Here is a 15,485-nt window from a genome sequence, read left to right as displayed (position 1 = left end):
ATTAAAGCCCGAGGAAACGGATGATCTGGGCGGGGTAGCGCTCAAACGCCACGAAGGCGTGGTCGCCGCCGCACTCCAGCGAGAGGCGTGCAAAGCGGTATTCGTCCAGCGCCTTGCGGTAGTCGAGCACTTCGTCCTCCTGCTGTTGCAGCACCCAGAGTCGCTCGGGGGCGGTCACAGGCACTGCCAGCGCTCGCAGCTCGTCCATATGTTCAGGCAGCAGTTCGTACTGCTCGCCCGTATAGGGATTGGTCTGGGGGCCGAGGTAATCACAAAGCAGCTCGTGGGGGCGCACCGCCGGATTGATCAGGGCCGCGCGGCAGCCGTACTGCTCGCTCACTCGGGTCGCCATAAAGCCGCCGAGGGAGCTACCCACGGCACCGAGTTTGAACTCGCTGCCATAGCGGCTCTGCAAATTGGCGATGGTCTGCTCGATGGCCGCCCAGGCCGCCGCCGGGGTGTTGGGCTGGGCCGGGATCACCACCTCGATATCGGGTCTGTGTTCTGCCACCCAGGCAGCCATCTGCTGGGCCTTGGCTGAACCGGGCGAGGAGTTGAAACCGTGCAGGTAGAGGAGGACGGGCTTCATGACGACTCCTCAATAACCGGTGGCATTGGGGTCGGGCACAAACTGCCCCACCGGCAGACGCCACACCTGGCTGGCGATACGACCATCCGGGTAGAGGGTGAGGTAGCGCCAGCCCGGGCCGGACTCGTCCAGCGCGAAGCCATCGGAGAGGGGTTTGAACTGGATGCAGGTCGATGGGCTGGCGATCAGCCGCACGCCGCGGTGCACCTCGTCAAACTCCTGATGGACGTGGCCAAACAGGATGGTCTTCTGCTGCGGGTGACGCGCCAGCACGGCAAACAGATCGTCGGCATTCTTGAGATTGTGCTGATCCAGCCAGGCACAGCCCACCGGCACCGCCTGATGGTGCAGGGCGATGAGAGCGTGGCGATCCGGATACTGACGCAGGGCGCGGTCGAGCGCCTCCAGCTGGTGATCGCCGATCATGCCGTGGGGTTTGCCACGAACCTGGGTGTCGAGCAGGATCACCTGCCAGTGCTCGCCCACCAGCTGCTTGGATTCGCTGATCCCGGCGGCATGGAGCTGCTCGGTCATCAGGGGACTGTCATCGTGGTTGCCGGGCATCCAGTAAATGGGGCGACCAAGAGGCGCCATCATGGAGGCGAAGCGCTGATAGGACTCCGGGCTGTGATCCTGCGACAGGTCGCCGGTCGCCAGAATCACCTCGTAGGAATGGTCGTTGGCCTGCACCCGCTCCAGCACCGCAGCCAGACTCTCGGCGGTGCGCACAGCCAGCAGCCGACCCTCGGCACTGGCAAAAAGATGGGTATCAGTAATTTGCAACAGGCGCACACTGCCGTCCTGCGCCTGGGGGAGCTCTGTTTCCAAAATCACGCTTCTTTATATTTGTTCAACTGGAGATATTGATCGGGCTGGTACCATGTCTGAGACAAAATTTTAGCCACTCGGCCAGAAACAGATTTACCTGCTCCTTTTCATCCCGCTGGTGCATCTTTTTATTGGGATAATCATAACGTGGTTGCAAACGGGAAATCTGTTGCGCTGCACACACTTCCGCCATCCGCACATCATGATACAAACGAATCTCTATTTGAGCCTGTAAATATTCGGGCAACTCGGGGTTGTGCTGACTCAAAAGAACCTGAGTTGTGAAGCGACTCTCACCACAAATGGTGAGCTGGAACTGCAGGTCATTGCCGACCCGATAGCGGCGCTCGGCTCCCACCTCCCCTTCCGGAGGCAACAGCTTCATCAGCGCCATATAGTTGACCTCGCAGGTACGCTGCAAGGACATCAGGTCAGGCACATAGCGCCTGCTCTGTTGCAGGGTCAGCGCCACCTCAGCGATCCGCCAGCCAGCGGGCACGCAGCTCGCCATGGTTGAGGGCCAGCCACTGCAGGGCAATGACCGAGGCGGCGTTGTCGATGCGCCCCTCTTTGAGCCAGGCGTAGGCCTGTTCGCGGCTCACCACGTGCACCCGGATATCCTCGCCCTCATCAGCCAGACCGTGCAGACCGCTTGCCTTGCTGGCATCCACCTCACCCACATAAACCTCGATCCGCTCGGTGCTGCCGCCCGGGCTCACCAGATAGCTGATGGCATATTCGCAGCGGGCAACCTCGATCCCGGCCTCTTCCACCGCTTCGCGGCGCACCACCGCCTCGGCGGTCTCCCCTTCGTCGATGATGCCGGCTACCAGCTCCAGCAGCCAGGGGGTGGAACAGGTCTCCATGGCACCGATACGGAACTGCTCCACCAGCACGATCTCGTCGCGCACCGGATCATAGGGAAGCAGCGCGGCCGCATGTCCCCGCTCGAGCAGCTCGCGGACGATGGGCTGATTCCAGCCACCTGCAAATAACCTGTGTTGCAGGCGATAGACGTTCACCTTGAAGAAGCCGTTATATCCAGCTGATTTTTCAATGATTTTCACATCATCAGCGGCATAGTGCCGATCTTGCGGCAAGGGTTGCTGCGACATCCGGGACTCCCGTCAGCTTGACTTGTATCAGTTTGACCATAAAATCCGAGGAACATGAATGAACGTTCATTCACTCGGCGTGCCATGGCAATGAGGGGTGGATTTTAGCAGCCACAGACCATTTGGCTAGGCGCGCGGGGAGAAAACTGCCGCTGGTTCTTGACGTTCCCGTTACCGGACCGAAGACTCTTAGCATTAAATTTTGCTTATAGTAGAGTGATTAAGCTGCAATCAAGCTTGGTTGATGACAATATTTGCCCTCTCCAGCAACCGTTTTGGGTTACTACATAAGGTTAAAACGATCTATGAAAAGAACACTTTTGTCCGTCATGGTGTTGCTGGGCGTCAGTGCCGGTGCCCACGCCGAAAACCTGCTCGATATCTACCAGCAAGCACAGATCAAAGATCCGCAGTTGCTGCAATCCAAAGCGGTTCGCGACCAGGCCTTCGAGAAGATCAACGAATCTCGCGCTGCGCTCTTGCCCCAAATCAACCTGGGTGCCGGTCTGAACTACCTGCAGAACAAGAATGATACCCAGACCAACAACAAAGCCTCCGGTTCTATTTCTCTGGATCAATCCATCTATCGTCGCAGCAACTGGGTCAATCTGGATCTGACCGAGAAGGGCGCTACCCAGTCCGATGTTGCCTACAACCTCGAAGTCCAGAACCTGATGGTGCGCAGCGCCACCGCCTATTTCAACGTGCTCAAGGCGATGGATACCCTGGAGTTCGTCCGTGCCAACAAGGTTGCCGTGGAGCGTCAGCTGGAACAAACCCAGCAGCGTTTTGAGGTGGGTCTGACCGCCATCACCGACGTCCATGAAGCCGAAGCCTCCCGTGACCAGGCGCTGGCTGACGAGATCAATGCCGAGAACACCCTGGACAACAGCTACGAAGCCCTGCGCGAGCTGACCGGTGTCGATCACCGCAATCTGGACATCCTCAACACCGAGCGTTTCAGCCCGCATAAGACCGCCTTCGGTTCTGACAAGTGGCTGGAGCTGGCGCTGGACAAGAACCTGCAACTGCACAATGCCCGCATCGCCAAGGACATCGCCAAGCAGCAGATCGATCTGGCCAAGACCGGCCACGAACCGACGCTGGATCTGGGTGCCGGCCTGCAAACCAGCAATACCGACTACAAGCTGGACAGTATTCCGGGTGGCAACGACAACCAGGCCAATATCGGTCTGACCTTCAAGCTGCCGCTCTACAGCGGTGGCGCAACCACTTCCCAAGTGAAGCAGGCCCAGTTCAACTACGTGGCAGCCAGCGAGCTGTTGGAGAAGAACTTCCGCTCGGTGCAGAGCACAGTGCGCTCCTCCTACAACAACGTGAACGCCAGCATCGGCTCGGTACGCGCCTACAGCCAGTCCGTGGTCTCCGCCGACAGCGCCCTGAAGGCAACCGAGGCCGGTTACGAGGTGGGTACCCGTACCATCGTCGACGTGCTGGACTCCACCCGCAAGCTGTACGAAGCGAAGCAGAAGCTCTCCGAGGCCCGTTACAACTACATCCTCAACATCCTGAGCCTGAAGCAGGCTGCCGGTGTGCTGGAAGCGCAGGATCTGGTGGAAGTAAACCAGGGTCTGATGCCGGCTACCGCAAAAGCCAAGACCAAAGCCTGATAGCCGTTATCGGGAATGAAAAAGGCGACCGCAAGGTCGCCTTTTTTTTATCCGTGTTGCTGTCGGCTTGCTCCCGCCGATAGTGAGCCCCGCCAGATTAGGGGCCAGCAGCGCGTTAGCCGCGCTCGCGAATCGTCTTGATGATGTCGGTGGTGGAGCAGCCATCTTCGAAGTTGAGGACGCGCACTTCGCCGCCATTGGCGGTCACTTCGGCGTAACCGGCAATATCTTCCGGCTTGTAGTCACCGCCCTTGACCAGCAGATCCGGCAGGATCTCGGCGATCAGGCGCTGCGGGGTATCCTCGGAGAAGGGCACAACCCAGTCCACCGCGCCCAGCGCAGCCAGCACTGCCATGCGACGTTCGGTCGGGTTGACCGGACGACCCGGCCCTTTCAGACGGCGAACCGACTCGTCGGTGTTGACCGCCACGATCAGGCGATCCCCCAGCTTGCCGGCGTTGGCCAGATAGGAGACATGGCCGGCGTGCAGGATGTCGAAACAGCCGTTGGTCATCACTACCTTCTCGCCGCGCAGACGGGCGGCACGAACTGCTACTTTCAGCTGGGCTTCGGACATCACGCCAAAGCCGGTCTCCTGCTCGGTATAGAGGGCATTGGCCAGCTCGACCGGACTGACGGTAGAGGTACCCAGCTTGCCGACCACGATCCCGGCAGCGGTATTGGCCAGCGCACAGGCTTCGTCCAGGCTCTTGCCCGCGGCCAGCGAGGTGGCCAGGGTGGAGATGACGGTATCACCGGCACCGGTCACATCGTAAACCTCGTGGGCCTGAGCCGGCAGATGCAGCTCCGGCTGACCTTCGCGGATCAGGGTCATGCCGTTCTCGGAACGGGTGACCAGCAGGGCATCCAGCTCGAAGCGCTTGACCAGATCCAGCCCCTTGGCGACCAGCTCCTCTTCGCTCTTCACCTTGCCCACTACAGCCTCGAACTCGGACATGTTGGGGGTCAGCAGAGTGGCACCGCGATACTTCTCGAAGTCGGTTCCCTTGGGATCGACCAGCACCGGAATGCCGGCGGCGCGGGCACGCTGGATCATGCCGGGCACATCGTTGAGGGCACCCTTGCCGTAGTCGGAGAGGATCATCACGTCACTGTTTGGCAGTGCCTGCTCGACCTTGCTCATCAGCAGGGTGGCATCGACGGAGTGGAAGGGCTCTTCAAAGTCCAGACGCAGCAGCTGCTGGTTGCGGGACAGCACGCGCAGCTTGGTGATAGTCGGGAAGTCGGCCAGACGAACGAAGTCACAGGCCACCTTGACGCCAGCCATCTGGCCAGCCAGCGCATCGGCCGCTTCATCCTGACCGGTCAGGCCAAGCAGCACGGCATGAGCGCCAAGGGCGGCGGAGTTGAGGGCAACGTTGGCGGCACCGCCCGGACGCTCCTCAATGTGTTCAACCTTGACCACGGGCACCGGTGCCTCGGGCGAGATCCGGCCGGTGGGGCCATGCCAATAACGGTCCAACATGACATCGCCAACGACCAGAACGCGGGCTTTTTCAAACTCGGGCAGGGTGATCTTCATCTGTATCGACTCTCAAAACCTGAAAAATCAGTCGCCGATTTTATCACACTCTTTTATTTGAGGGAGAAAAAGCAAACCCGTGGTTTCCCTTAAGAACGCGGAAGGAAACCCATAGTTACCCTTCGCGCCATACGGACAAGATGCAAGCAGCCCCTCTGACCAGCAGATAGCCATTCGCCCCCGCCCCCCCTTTTCGGCTAGAATCCCCCGATTGTTTTCGCAAGCAAAGAGATTCTCCATGGCCCATGACAACGCTCCCCGCCTCGAGCCCCGCCTGTTTCATCCCCGTTACTGGGCCAGCTGGTTTGGCCTCGGCCTGCTCTGGCTGCTGACTCTGCTGCCGTGGCGCAGCCAGATGTGGCTGGGTCGCCAGCTCGGTCATCTTGCCGCCAAAGTGCTCAAATCACGGGTGAAGATTGCCCGTCGCAATCTGGAGCTGGCGATGCCGGAGCTGACTCTGGCCGAGCGCGAGAAGTTGCTCAAGCAAAACTTCGAGAGCGTGGGCTGCGCCGTATTCGAGGTGGGTATCGCCTGGTTCTGGCCGGACTGGCGGATGCGCAACCTGATGAAGGTGGAAGGGGAAGAGCACGTCATCGCCGCCATGGAAAAAGGTCAGGGCATGCTGCTGCTCTCCTGCCACTTCCTGACGCTTGAACTCAACGCCCGCTGTTTCGGTCTGGTACGGCCAGGGGTCGGCGTCTATCGCCCCAACACCAACCCGGTGCTGGAGTATGCCCAGTATCACGGTCGCTGCGCCTCCAACAAATATCTGGTAGACCGGATGGATGTGAAAGGGATGATCAAGGCGCTGCGCAACGGTGACGCCCTCTGGTACGCGCCGGATCACGACTATGGCTCCCACGCCAGCGTGTTCGTGCCCTACTTCGCCGTGGAGCAGGCGGCCACCATCACCGGCACCGCCACTCTGGCGCGGGTGAAGAACACCGTCACCCTGCCCTGCTACAACATCCGCACCAGCGAGGGTTACACACTGCATATCGGGGCCCCCCTCGCCGACTACCCGAGCGGGGATGACATGGTCGATGCGGCTCGCGCCAACCGCGAGATTGAAGCCGCGGTGCGCAAGGCGCCGGAGCAGTACATGTGGCTCCATCGCCGCTTCAAGACCCGCCCCTCCCCCGAGGATGCAAGCTTCTACTAAGTCGCAGACCCCGACTGGGGCCAGATCGCCAAAACCGACAAACCGCCTGCTGGCGGTTTGTTTTTATCTGCTGTCAGCCCTGTGCGGCAAGCAAGATCCCCCTGCGTCCCATAACCTCCTGCACGACCTCCTGCAATCAGCCGATCATCGCCATCAACCGGCCACAAAAGAGCCCTCATCACTGCCTGCAAAAACTGAAAGCGGGTTACAAACCTATTGATTCATTTGTGATTAGAGAAAGATTTCGATAGATCCATCGTCACTACCCGCTGATGAGTTATTGAGTGATTTGCCCCATTCGAATACAAAAGCTTAATTTGTGAAGTAAATCACCTTTACACAAAGGCACGGCAAAGCCGAGTTGGTGATCTAAATCACAAAAAATGGTCATTAAAAATAGAAAAGATCGAAATGTAGCCGAATTACAGCGAACGAATGTGATCTTCATCACTGGTTGGAGAGGGGGTATGACGGGGTATCTGAGAGATGGATCACAAGACACCCCGTTTTCAGCCTAATTTGATCGCAAGCTGGTAGATTGAAGTTGCTTAGACGACAGGGATGGAGGTTCGGCAAAACCGGCCATCCCGAACTACCACTTTTAATCAAACAGGCTTAAAACGGGGTCCCGACATGTTATCACCGGATACCAAAGTCAAGATACAGAATTTTGGACGCTTCCTGTCCAATATGGTCATGCCCAACATAGGCGCTTTCATCGCCTGGGGCTTTATTACCGCCCTCTTTATCCCCACCGGCTGGCTGCCCAATGAAACCTTGGCCAAGCTGGTCGGCCCCATGATCACCTACCTGCTGCCGCTGCTGATTGGCTACACCGGCGGCAAGCTGATGGGCGGTGATCGTGGCGGCGTGGTCGGTGCCATCACCACCATGGGCGTCATCGTGGGGACCGACATCCCGATGTTCATGGGCGCCATGATGGTCGGCCCGCTCGGTGGCTGGGCCATCAAGCGTTTCGACAAGGCGATGGACGGTCGCGTCAAGAGCGGCTTCGAGATGCTGGTCAACAACTTCTCCGCCGGTCTTATCGGCATGCTGCTGGCAATCCTCGCCTTCTTCGTGATCGGCCCCTTCGTCAAGGTCCTCTCCGGCGTACTGGCCGGTGGCGTCGGCTTCCTGGTGGATAACCACATGCTGCCGCTCACCTCCATCTTTGTCGAACCGGCCAAGATCCTGTTCCTCAACAACGCCATCAACCACGGTATCTTCTCGCCGCTGGGGATCCAGCAGGCGACCGAGCACGGCAGCTCTATCTTCTTCCTGATCGAAGCGAACCCGGGCCCGGGCATGGGCGTGCTGCTGGCCTACATGGTGTTCGGCCGCGGCGCGGCCAAGCAGTCCGCGGCCGGTGCCTCCATCATTCACTTCTTCGGCGGCATCCACGAGATCTACTTCCCGTATGTGCTGATGAACCCGCGCCTCATTCTGGCGGTGATCGCCGGCGGCATGACCGGGGTCTTTACCCTGACCCTGTTCAACGCAGGTCTGGTCTCCCCCGCCTCACCGGGTTCCATCTTCGCCGTGCTGTTGATGACACCGAAAGCCTCCCTGATCGGGGTGCTGCTCTCCATCATCAGCGCTACTCTGGTCTCTTTCCTGGTTGCCGCCGTGTTCGTCCGCGCCCAGCAGCCGGAAGCCGATGAGGCCGATGCTCTCGGTGAAGCCACTCGCAAGATGAAAGCCATGAAGGGCGGCAAGCCCGAAACCGCAGCGGCCAAGAAGCCGGGCGGCGAACTGATGGCGGTGCGCAATATCGTGGTCGCCTGCGATGCGGGCATGGGTTCCAGCGCCATGGGCGCCGGCATGCTGCGCAAGCGGGTACAGGCCGCCGGCCTCGACATCAGCGTCACCAACCGCGCCATCGATCAGCTCGACGATCAGGTGGACTGGGTCATCACCCACAAGGATCTGACCGAGCGGGCCCGTCGCCATGCGCCACATGCCCACCATATCTCGCTCACCAACTTCCTCGACAACGGCCTCTATCAGGAGCTGGTACAGAGCCTGACTCAGGCCGCCAACGATGACGTCGCCAACCCGCAGCTGCTGGTGGCCGCCAACGACGACAGCTATGAGCCGCAAGCGGCCGAAGTGTTCACCCTGAGCCGTCATGACGTGCATCTGGGACTGAAAGCCGACAACAAGGAGGCCGCCATCCTGACCGCAGGCCGACTGCTGGCCGAGCGGGGCTACGTGGCGCCCGACTACGTCAACGCCATGCTGGAGCGTGAACAGCTGGTCTCCACCTACCTCGGCGAATCCATCGCCGTGCCCCACGGCACCATCGCCGCCAAGGAGTTTGTGAAACGTACCGGCATCGTCATCTGCCAGTACCCGGCCGGGGTCGCCTTTGGCGAGGCTGCCGATGAGGTAGCGCGGCTGGTGATCGGCATCGCCGCCCGCAACGACGAACATATGCAGGTGATAACCCGCCTGACCAATGCACTGGATGAACCCGGTCTCATCGACCGGCTGGCCAGCACCACGGATCCCCAGGCCTTCCTGGATCTGCTGGGTGCCGAACAGGCTGCCTAATCATCTTTCATCGTCTTTGGTTCAAGAGGTTAATATCATGAAAACATTGCATTTTGGTGCTGGTAACATCGGTCGCGGCTTTATCGGCAAAGTGCTGGCGGATGCCAGCCATCAGGTCACCTTCGCCGACGTCAACGACACGCTTATCGATCAGCTCAACCACCGTCAGGAGTACAAGGTCCATGTGGTGGGGGCGGATCAGAAACTGGACGTGGTGCGCAACGTGGCAGCGGTGAGCTCCGCCGGTCACGAGGTGATCGCCCGCATCATCACCGCCGATCTGGTCACCACCGCGGTCGGCCCCAACATTCTGGACAAGATTGCCAGCACCCTGGCCAAGGGGCTGCAGGCCCGCTTCGATGCCGGCAACCTGACACCGCTCAACGTCATCGCCTGCGAAAACATGGTGCGCGGCACCAGTCACCTCAAGCAGGAGGTACTCAAGTACCTGCCGGTCGCGTATCATGCCACGCTCGAATCCTGCATCGGCTTCGTCGACTCGGCGGTGGATCGTATCGTGCCGCCCGCCGCAGCTGCCAACGATGACCCGCTGGAAGTGACGGTCGAGAGCTTCAGCGAGTGGATCGTCGACCAGACCCAGTTCAAGGGGGAACTGCCACAGGTGGCGGGCATGGAGCCCACCGACAACCTGATGGCCTTCGTCGAGCGCAAGCTGTTCACCCTCAACACCGGCCATATCGTCACCGCCTACCTTGGCAAGCTGCGGGGCTACCGCACAGTGCGCGAAGCAATCGAGGATCCGGTGATCCGCAGCAAGGTGCGCCGCGCCATGGAGGAGAGCGGTGCCGTGCTGGTAAAACGCTACGGTTTCGACCCGCGCCTGCACGCCGCCTATATCGAGAAGATCCTGGCCCGCTTCGCCAACCCCTATCTGGTGGACGAGATTGACCGGGTCGGCCGTCAGCCACTGCGCAAACTGGCGGCGGGGGATCGACTGGTGAAACCGCTGCTGGGCACCCTGGAGTACGGCCTGCCCAACGAGCAGTTGCAGGAGGGGATCGCCGCGGCGCTCCACTATCGCAATGCCGATGATCCGCAGGCGGTCGAGCTGCAACAGCTGCTGGCGGAGCTTGGCACGGCCAAAGCGTTGGCCCGCGTCACCGGACTGGATGCAGAGAGCGAAATCGTCCGCACCATAGTGGCTCGTTACGAGACCTTGTAATACCCTGCTGGCGGCGCATGACCGGATGCTCCAATTGATTGAATCGCAAGGAAATGCGCCCCATATGATAAAAACTGGGAGAGAGGCTGACTCTCTCCCTGTCAGCTGGACCCAATGCACCTATGACCACACACCAGGAAGATGAAGTACTGGAACGACTGAACGAGCAGGATGGCCCCCGCGGCTTCTTTCTCGAAGCCGTGACCATCCTGGAAGAAGCGGTCGACTCCCTGATGCGACGCGCCTTTCGTCAGGAGGAGTATGCCGTCAAATACGCCATCGAACCCCTGCTCAACCAGAGCGGCCCCCTCGGCCAGCTGGAGGTGCGCCTCAAGCTCATCTTCGCCCTCGGCCTCATCTCCCTTGAGCGCTATCAGGATCTGGAAGCCTATCTCAAGATCCGTGACTTTCTGGTGCGCGACCCCAAGGATTACCGCTTCAGCGACAAGCCGATCCGCGATCTGCTCGACCGCCTGCACGGGGTCAATCAGGGCGGCATGATGAAGCTGGAGCCCCCCGCCAGCGAAGAGGATTGGGCCTTCTACCAGATGCAGCTCAACCGGCTCGATCAGATGGTGCGCTCCGCACTGGTACTGGCGCTGGCCGACTGTGTCGGCGAACTCCACAAGGAGAGCCCCATCTAATCCGGCCACATGAAATGACATGACCGCCTGCTGGCGGTCTTTTTCTGCGCCGCCAGGGCCACTGCGTCTTGCCCCGCCCTCTGGCAGATGTCACTCTGGCTCATCGCCACCTCGCCTGTACAGTGGCCTCTTCTGTCACCACAGCTCTCATCCGGAGGAATCGCACCCCATGAGCGACCAGAGCGCCAACCCGCTGATCGCCCCGCTGCTGGCCCTGCTGCAACGGGCCGATGGCAGCAACAAGGTGCACGAGCTGATGGCGGCACTGCGCCAGCAGGGGGCAATTCCGCTACTGGCTGACGATGAGCAACTACAGCTGTTTCGGCTCAACTTCCTCATCATGAACGCCCTCTACCAGCTGCAGGCCGAGCTTTATGAAGAGGGTTGGTGGCTGGTGATAAGCACGCTGGATATCCGCCTCGAACCGCTTGCTTCCAATGCTGATGCGGGGCGTGCACTCGTACGGGGCGAGGCGCTGCGCAGCTACTACCTCGACTGGCAGGTGTTCTGGCAGACAGGGCGGGAGGAGGTGGAAGCCCTGCTTGCAAGCTTCTGGCGCGCCTGCGATGGTGCGGGACAACGAGAGGAGGCGCTGGCCCTGTTCGGACTGGCGATGGATGCCACGCCAGAGGCCATCCGCCGCCGCTGGCGGGAGCTGGCCCTTGCGCATCACCCGGATCGGGGGGGCGATGCCGAGACCTTTATTCGTATCCGCTGGGGCTGGGAGTGCCTGCGCGGATGATCCGGTTGCCCCCCGCAGGGTGACAGGCATAGACTGGAACCGGATATCCCCTCACAGGAGAGCATCATGACAGTCAGTGAACTTCGTAAGCTCTATCAGCAACATATCCTGCAAGAAGCCGAAATCCTCCACGACGTTGCCATTCCCGGCTGGCTCATCGAATTTCGCGACAAAAAGGGCACCCTGTATGAACTGACCGATACCCTCGGCTGCCCGGTCAGCTTCGGCACGGTCGATCAGGCGCGCGAACATGTGCATCTGGTGGCGGACTGTCCGGTGCAGGTGGAGCACCTCTACCGCTTTTTCGAACGCTAACCCGTTCCATCGTTAAAAAGGCTCCCGAGGGAGCCTTTTCTGTTCCGGTTGCGTGCCATTCCGCTTATTCCGGTTGCAACGGTTCCGGCGCTTTGGACTCCAGCTTTCTGACCGGCTTTTGCAGGATCAGGTTGGCCGGATAGGTGACCAGATCGCCGTTGTCATCCCGCACCCGCACATAGAAGAGACCGATCTCGGTGATGACGCCGGTGACCGAATCATCCTTGTCGAGGATACGGATCCGGTCGCCAATCTTGTAGGGAAAGGCGAAGAAGATGGTGATGCTGGCGGTGATGTTGGAGAGGATCGACCACTGCGCCACCATGGCCACGCCCAATACCGCGAAGAAGGAGGAGGCGAGCACCACCAGCCGCGAGAAGTCGAGCCCCCACACCCCGGCCAGTACCAGCAGGGTGGCGCAGCCGAGCAGGAAGTGGAAAACATGGGCCACGTAAATGACCCGGTTCTCGCTCACCTGCCGGCTCTGGCCAAGGGCCATCAGGCTCTTGTGGATGAGTCGCCGGATCAGGGTGTGACCCAGCAACAGCAGCAGGGTCAAACCGATGGATTGCCACATGGTTCGCTCCTCCCTACCACCAGCGTCGATGTTTGAGCCAGAACGCCAGCCCCACCGCCATCACCACCAATGCTCCGCAGAACACCCAGAAGGCGGTCGGGCTCTCGGCCCCCGGCATTCCACCCAGGTTGATGCCAAACAGGCCGGTCAGGAAGCTGGCGGGCAGAAACAGCAGCGCCATCACCGACATCTGGTAGGCACGGCGGTTGGTCGCCTCTGCCATCAGGTTGTTGATCTCGTCCGCCAGCACGGCGGTGCGCGCCACCCCGGCATCGAGGTCGTCGAGCCAGCGCCGCAAGCGGTCGGCGATGTCGAGCAGACGACGGCGGTCATCCTCATCCAGCCAGCTGATCTTCTCGTTGGCGAGGCGCGCCACCAGATCCCGCTGGGGCGAGAGGTAGCGGCGGATCATGATGAGCTGCTTGCGGATCAGCGCCAGTCGGCCATTGGCCGGCATGTCACGCATCAGCACCATCTCTTCCAGTTCGAGGATCTGGTCGTGCAGCTCCTCGACAAATTCGCCGGCACGATCGGTCAGGGCATCGCAGATCTCCACCAGCCAGTCAGCCGGGCTATCTGCGCCGCCGCCCAGCTTGAGCTGGTTGAAGACATCCTGTTCGGAGAGCAGCGGCCGGCGCCGGCTGCTGATGATGAGATCCGGGGTGATGTAGATGCGCAGCGCCACCATCTCTTCCGGTCGGTGATCCTTGTTGCGGTTGATGCCGCGCAGGATCAGCAGCACAGTCTCCCCCATCCGGACCAACTTGGGTCGATTGCTCTGGCCGAGCAGCGACTCTTTTGCAGCCTCGTTGAGTAGCGGCGTCTGCAGCAGCCAGCGTGCCGCCTCCGGATTGCCGTAGTCCAAATGCAGCCAGCCCGGCTGCTGCTCCGGAATCTCGCTTCCCGCCGCCAGCGGCGTCATGCCGCCCTTGCCATCCAGGGTCAGGGCATAAATTACATCACTGGGCACCCGATCCATCTCGTCTCCTTCTCGTGTCACATGCAGCCCCCAGCTTACACGAAAGGCGGGGCCGACTCAGCCCCGAGCCAGCCTCGGGGGGATTGTGCTACCATGCGCGCTGCCATTTTGTCGTCCGTTTGACTACAGGAAACCATGCCATGCCTATCTGGGTTGATGCCGATGCCTGCCCCATTCCGGTCAAGGAGATCCTCTACCGCGCCGCCCACCGAGCTCAAGTGGTAACCACCCTGGTGGCCAATCAGGGACTGCGGGTGCCCCCCTCACCTTTCATCAAAACCCAGCAGGTGGAGAAAGGATTCGATGTGGCAGATCATGTCATCGCCCAGCAGGTCAAACCCGGCGATCTGGTGATCACCGGCGACATCCCACTAGCCTCCTGGGTGATCGATGCCGGCGGTGAAGCGCTCAATCCCCGCGGCGAGATCTACACCCGCGAGACCATCAAGGCGCGTCTTGGCATGCGCAACTTCATGGAGGAGCTGCGCTCAGCCGGAGTACAAACCGGCGGCCCCGCCCCCTTCAACGCCGCCGACAAGCAGCGTTTTGCCAACGCCCTCGACAAGTGGCTGGTCAAGGGCAAGCTGGACTAAGCACAGCCCCGGTGCAAGCCGGGGAAAATATCTTCCCCCTCTTAACGCTCTCTTAAGTCTTGCCGCCTAACCTTGTCGCTGTTGCAACATCAACCGCAAGGAGCAAGCAATGAAACTGACCCCCCTGTTGTTACTGATCCCCCTATTGAGCGGCGCAGCCCTGGCCGATCCCCAATGTACCCGGACCGACAAGAGCAAATGGCTGAGCGAGGCTGATGCCCAACAGCAGATCAAGGCGATGGGCTACGAGATCAAGAAGTTCAAGGTCACCAAGACCAACTGCTACGAGATCTACGGCTGGGACAAGGAGAAGCGCAAAGTCGAAATCTACTTTGATCCGACCGACCTGAAAAAAGTGAAGGAAGAGATCGACGAATAGCGCAGTAACAGGCCGCGCTGGCGGCCCCTCCATGGAGTCTTGCCATGACAACCTCATCTGAAGTGAAAGTGTGGGATCCCCTCATCCGGCTGTTTCACTGGGCCACCGTCACCCTCTGCCTGCTCAACTTCTTCGTGCTGGAAGAGGGGAGCAAGCCCCACCGCTACGTCGGTTATACCCTGGCCCTGCTGCTGCTGGTGAGAGTGGTATGGGGCTTTGCCGGCTCCTACTACGCCCGCTTCGGCCAGTGGTGGCCGACCCCGGGCAAGGTGCGAAGCTACCTCCAGCAGCTGCTAAAAGGCCGTCACCCCTACTATCTGGGCCACAACCCGATGGGAGCACTGATGATCTGGCTGCTGATCCTGCTGCTGGTGAGCACCATCACCACTGGCTGGCTCACCACCTGGGATGCCTTCTGGGGCGAAGATTGGCTGGAAGAGCTGCACGGCACCATCGCCAACATCCTGCTGGCAGCCGTCGGCGTCCACGCCGCCGTAGTGATCCTGACCGACCGCCTCACTCGCAGCGACCTGCTGCGCGCCATGATAGTGGGCAAAAAACGGGTGCCTGCCGACGCCAGAGTGGAAGACCCGCGCAACGATTGAGCGGGTCGACCCGCCAGCCCCGCTTTTTTGCTGCAACGGGCTAC

Annotated in this window: 17 protein-coding genes; 10 read left to right on the top strand and 7 right to left on the bottom strand. The window is 60.5% G+C overall.

Going from position 1 to position 15,485, the window contains the following annotated elements; all coding sequences use genetic code 11:
* Window position 1: 1 nt before the first annotated feature.
* From AACR93_RS13255 to nudF, 4 genes are read right to left on the bottom strand one after another with little or no spacing between them, the layout of a single operon-like run.
* Window positions 2-589 (bottom strand): YqiA/YcfP family alpha/beta fold hydrolase, encoded by a 588-nt coding sequence (locus tag AACR93_RS13255; protein ID WP_043849647.1) that lies wholly within the window; start codon window positions 587-589, stop codon window positions 2-4.
* A 9-nt stretch (window positions 590-598) separates the two neighbouring features.
* Window positions 599-1,417, bottom strand: coding sequence for a 3',5'-cyclic-AMP phosphodiesterase (gene cpdA / locus AACR93_RS13250; protein WP_043849646.1), 819 nt, complete (start codon window positions 1,415-1,417; stop codon window positions 599-601).
* 22 nt (window positions 1,418-1,439) lie between these two features.
* Window positions 1,440-1,928: a DUF1249 domain-containing protein gene (locus AACR93_RS13245; RefSeq protein WP_156853645.1), complete on the bottom strand. Its 489-nt coding sequence runs from the start codon at window positions 1,926-1,928 to the stop codon at window positions 1,440-1,442.
* A complete protein-coding gene (gene nudF, locus AACR93_RS13240; protein ID WP_043849645.1) occupies window positions 1,891-2,532 on the bottom strand; it encodes an ADP-ribose diphosphatase in 642 nt (213 codons plus the stop codon). The genes AACR93_RS13245 and nudF overlap by 38 nt, the downstream gene beginning before the upstream one ends.
* Before the next feature lie 305 nt (window positions 2,533-2,837).
* Here nudF and tolC point away from each other — a divergent pair, with 305 nt between their 5' ends.
* On the top strand, window positions 2,838-4,163 hold the full coding sequence (gene tolC, locus AACR93_RS13235) for an outer membrane channel protein TolC (RefSeq protein WP_043849644.1): 1,326 nt from the start codon (window positions 2,838-2,840) through the stop codon (window positions 4,161-4,163).
* Between the two features lie 115 nt (window positions 4,164-4,278).
* Here the strand turns inward: tolC and hldE are convergent, their stop codons facing one another.
* The gene (hldE, locus tag AACR93_RS13230) at window positions 4,279-5,706 is read right to left on the bottom strand and encodes a bifunctional D-glycero-beta-D-manno-heptose-7-phosphate kinase/D-glycero-beta-D-manno-heptose 1-phosphate adenylyltransferase HldE (protein WP_043849643.1); all 1,428 of its coding nucleotides are present in this window, start codon (window positions 5,704-5,706) and stop codon (window positions 4,279-4,281) included.
* Window positions 5,707-5,944: 238 nt separating this feature from the next.
* Here hldE and lpxL point away from each other — a divergent pair, with 238 nt between their 5' ends.
* The 6 genes from lpxL (at window position 5,945) to AACR93_RS13200 (ending at window position 12,308) form a co-directional block, all read left to right on the top strand.
* The gene (lpxL, locus tag AACR93_RS13225) at window positions 5,945-6,868 is read left to right on the top strand and encodes an LpxL/LpxP family Kdo(2)-lipid IV(A) lauroyl/palmitoleoyl acyltransferase (RefSeq protein ID WP_043849642.1); all 924 of its coding nucleotides are present in this window, start codon (window positions 5,945-5,947) and stop codon (window positions 6,866-6,868) included.
* 633 nt (window positions 6,869-7,501) lie between these two features.
* Window positions 7,502-9,424: a PTS mannitol transporter subunit IICBA gene (locus AACR93_RS13220; RefSeq protein ID WP_043849641.1), complete on the top strand. Its 1,923-nt coding sequence runs from the start codon at window positions 7,502-7,504 to the stop codon at window positions 9,422-9,424.
* A 37-nt stretch (window positions 9,425-9,461) separates the two neighbouring features.
* A complete protein-coding gene (locus AACR93_RS13215; protein WP_043849640.1) occupies window positions 9,462-10,607 on the top strand; it encodes a mannitol-1-phosphate 5-dehydrogenase in 1,146 nt (381 codons plus the stop codon).
* 122 nt (window positions 10,608-10,729) lie between these two features.
* Window positions 10,730-11,251, top strand: coding sequence for an MltR family transcriptional regulator (locus AACR93_RS13210; protein ID WP_005354914.1), 522 nt, complete (start codon window positions 10,730-10,732; stop codon window positions 11,249-11,251).
* Between the two features lie 169 nt (window positions 11,252-11,420).
* Window positions 11,421-11,993, top strand: coding sequence for a DNA-J related domain-containing protein (locus tag AACR93_RS13205; RefSeq protein WP_043849639.1), 573 nt, complete (start codon window positions 11,421-11,423; stop codon window positions 11,991-11,993).
* A 66-nt stretch (window positions 11,994-12,059) separates the two neighbouring features.
* Window positions 12,060-12,308 (top strand): hypothetical protein, encoded by a 249-nt coding sequence (locus tag AACR93_RS13200; protein ID WP_033113006.1) that lies wholly within the window; start codon window positions 12,060-12,062, stop codon window positions 12,306-12,308.
* Window positions 12,309-12,372: 64 nt separating this feature from the next.
* Here the strand turns inward: AACR93_RS13200 and AACR93_RS13195 are convergent, their stop codons facing one another.
* Window positions 12,373-12,885, bottom strand: a complete 513-nt coding sequence (locus AACR93_RS13195; protein WP_043849638.1) for a mechanosensitive ion channel domain-containing protein — start codon at window positions 12,883-12,885, stop codon at window positions 12,373-12,375.
* A 13-nt stretch (window positions 12,886-12,898) separates the two neighbouring features.
* Entirely contained in the window at window positions 12,899-13,864 is a 966-nt protein-coding gene (gene zntB / locus AACR93_RS13190) for a zinc transporter ZntB (RefSeq protein WP_197077925.1), read from the bottom strand.
* A gap of 140 nt (window positions 13,865-14,004) precedes the next feature.
* Between zntB and AACR93_RS13185 the strand changes: the two genes are divergently transcribed.
* From AACR93_RS13185 to AACR93_RS13175, 3 genes are all read left to right on the top strand, one after another.
* Window positions 14,005-14,457 (top strand): YaiI/YqxD family protein, encoded by a 453-nt coding sequence (locus AACR93_RS13185; protein ID WP_041209271.1) that lies wholly within the window; start codon window positions 14,005-14,007, stop codon window positions 14,455-14,457.
* 109 nt (window positions 14,458-14,566) lie between these two features.
* Window positions 14,567-14,836 (top strand): PepSY domain-containing protein, encoded by a 270-nt coding sequence (locus tag AACR93_RS13180; protein WP_043849636.1) that lies wholly within the window; start codon window positions 14,567-14,569, stop codon window positions 14,834-14,836.
* Window positions 14,837-14,880: 44 nt separating this feature from the next.
* Window positions 14,881-15,441, top strand: a complete 561-nt coding sequence (locus AACR93_RS13175; protein WP_043849635.1) for a cytochrome b/b6 domain-containing protein — start codon at window positions 14,881-14,883, stop codon at window positions 15,439-15,441.
* Window positions 15,442-15,485: the final 44 nt, after the last annotated feature.

The sequence above is a fragment of the Aeromonas sp. L_1B5_3 genome, from assembly GCF_963866575.1.
GTDB lineage: Bacteria > Pseudomonadota > Gammaproteobacteria > Enterobacterales > Aeromonadaceae > Aeromonas > Aeromonas jandaei.
This window is presented reverse-complemented; position numbering and strand designations above follow the sequence as displayed.

What these genes read in the sequence shown, in the direction of transcription:
- AACR93_RS13255 (WP_043849647.1), bottom strand. Translation starts at nt 589, where the DNA reads ATGAAGCCCGTCCTCCTCTACCTGCACGGTTTCAACTCCTCGCCCGGT.
- AACR93_RS13245 (WP_156853645.1), bottom strand. Translation starts at nt 1,928, where the DNA reads ATGGCGAGCTGCGTGCCCGCTGGCTGGCGGATCGCTGAGGTGGCGCTG.
- nudF (WP_043849645.1), bottom strand. Translation starts at nt 2,532, where the DNA reads ATGTCGCAGCAACCCTTGCCGCAAGATCGGCACTATGCCGCTGATGAT.
- tolC (WP_043849644.1), top strand. Translation starts at nt 2,838, where the DNA reads ATGAAAAGAACACTTTTGTCCGTCATGGTGTTGCTGGGCGTCAGTGCC.
- hldE (WP_043849643.1), bottom strand. Translation starts at nt 5,706, where the DNA reads ATGAAGATCACCCTGCCCGAGTTTGAAAAAGCCCGCGTTCTGGTCGTT.
- lpxL (WP_043849642.1), top strand. Translation starts at nt 5,945, where the DNA reads ATGGCCCATGACAACGCTCCCCGCCTCGAGCCCCGCCTGTTTCATCCC.
- AACR93_RS13220 (WP_043849641.1), top strand. Translation starts at nt 7,502, where the DNA reads ATGTTATCACCGGATACCAAAGTCAAGATACAGAATTTTGGACGCTTC.
- AACR93_RS13215 (WP_043849640.1), top strand. Translation starts at nt 9,462, where the DNA reads ATGAAAACATTGCATTTTGGTGCTGGTAACATCGGTCGCGGCTTTATC.
- AACR93_RS13210 (WP_005354914.1), top strand. Translation starts at nt 10,730, where the DNA reads ATGACCACACACCAGGAAGATGAAGTACTGGAACGACTGAACGAGCAG.
- AACR93_RS13205 (WP_043849639.1), top strand. Translation starts at nt 11,421, where the DNA reads ATGAGCGACCAGAGCGCCAACCCGCTGATCGCCCCGCTGCTGGCCCTG.
- AACR93_RS13200 (WP_033113006.1), top strand. Translation starts at nt 12,060, where the DNA reads ATGACAGTCAGTGAACTTCGTAAGCTCTATCAGCAACATATCCTGCAA.
- AACR93_RS13195 (WP_043849638.1), bottom strand. Translation starts at nt 12,885, where the DNA reads ATGTGGCAATCCATCGGTTTGACCCTGCTGCTGTTGCTGGGTCACACC.
- zntB (WP_197077925.1), bottom strand. Translation starts at nt 13,864, where the DNA reads ATGGATCGGGTGCCCAGTGATGTAATTTATGCCCTGACCCTGGATGGC.
- AACR93_RS13185 (WP_041209271.1), top strand. Translation starts at nt 14,005, where the DNA reads ATGCCTATCTGGGTTGATGCCGATGCCTGCCCCATTCCGGTCAAGGAG.
- AACR93_RS13180 (WP_043849636.1), top strand. Translation starts at nt 14,567, where the DNA reads ATGAAACTGACCCCCCTGTTGTTACTGATCCCCCTATTGAGCGGCGCA.
- AACR93_RS13175 (WP_043849635.1), top strand. Translation starts at nt 14,881, where the DNA reads ATGACAACCTCATCTGAAGTGAAAGTGTGGGATCCCCTCATCCGGCTG.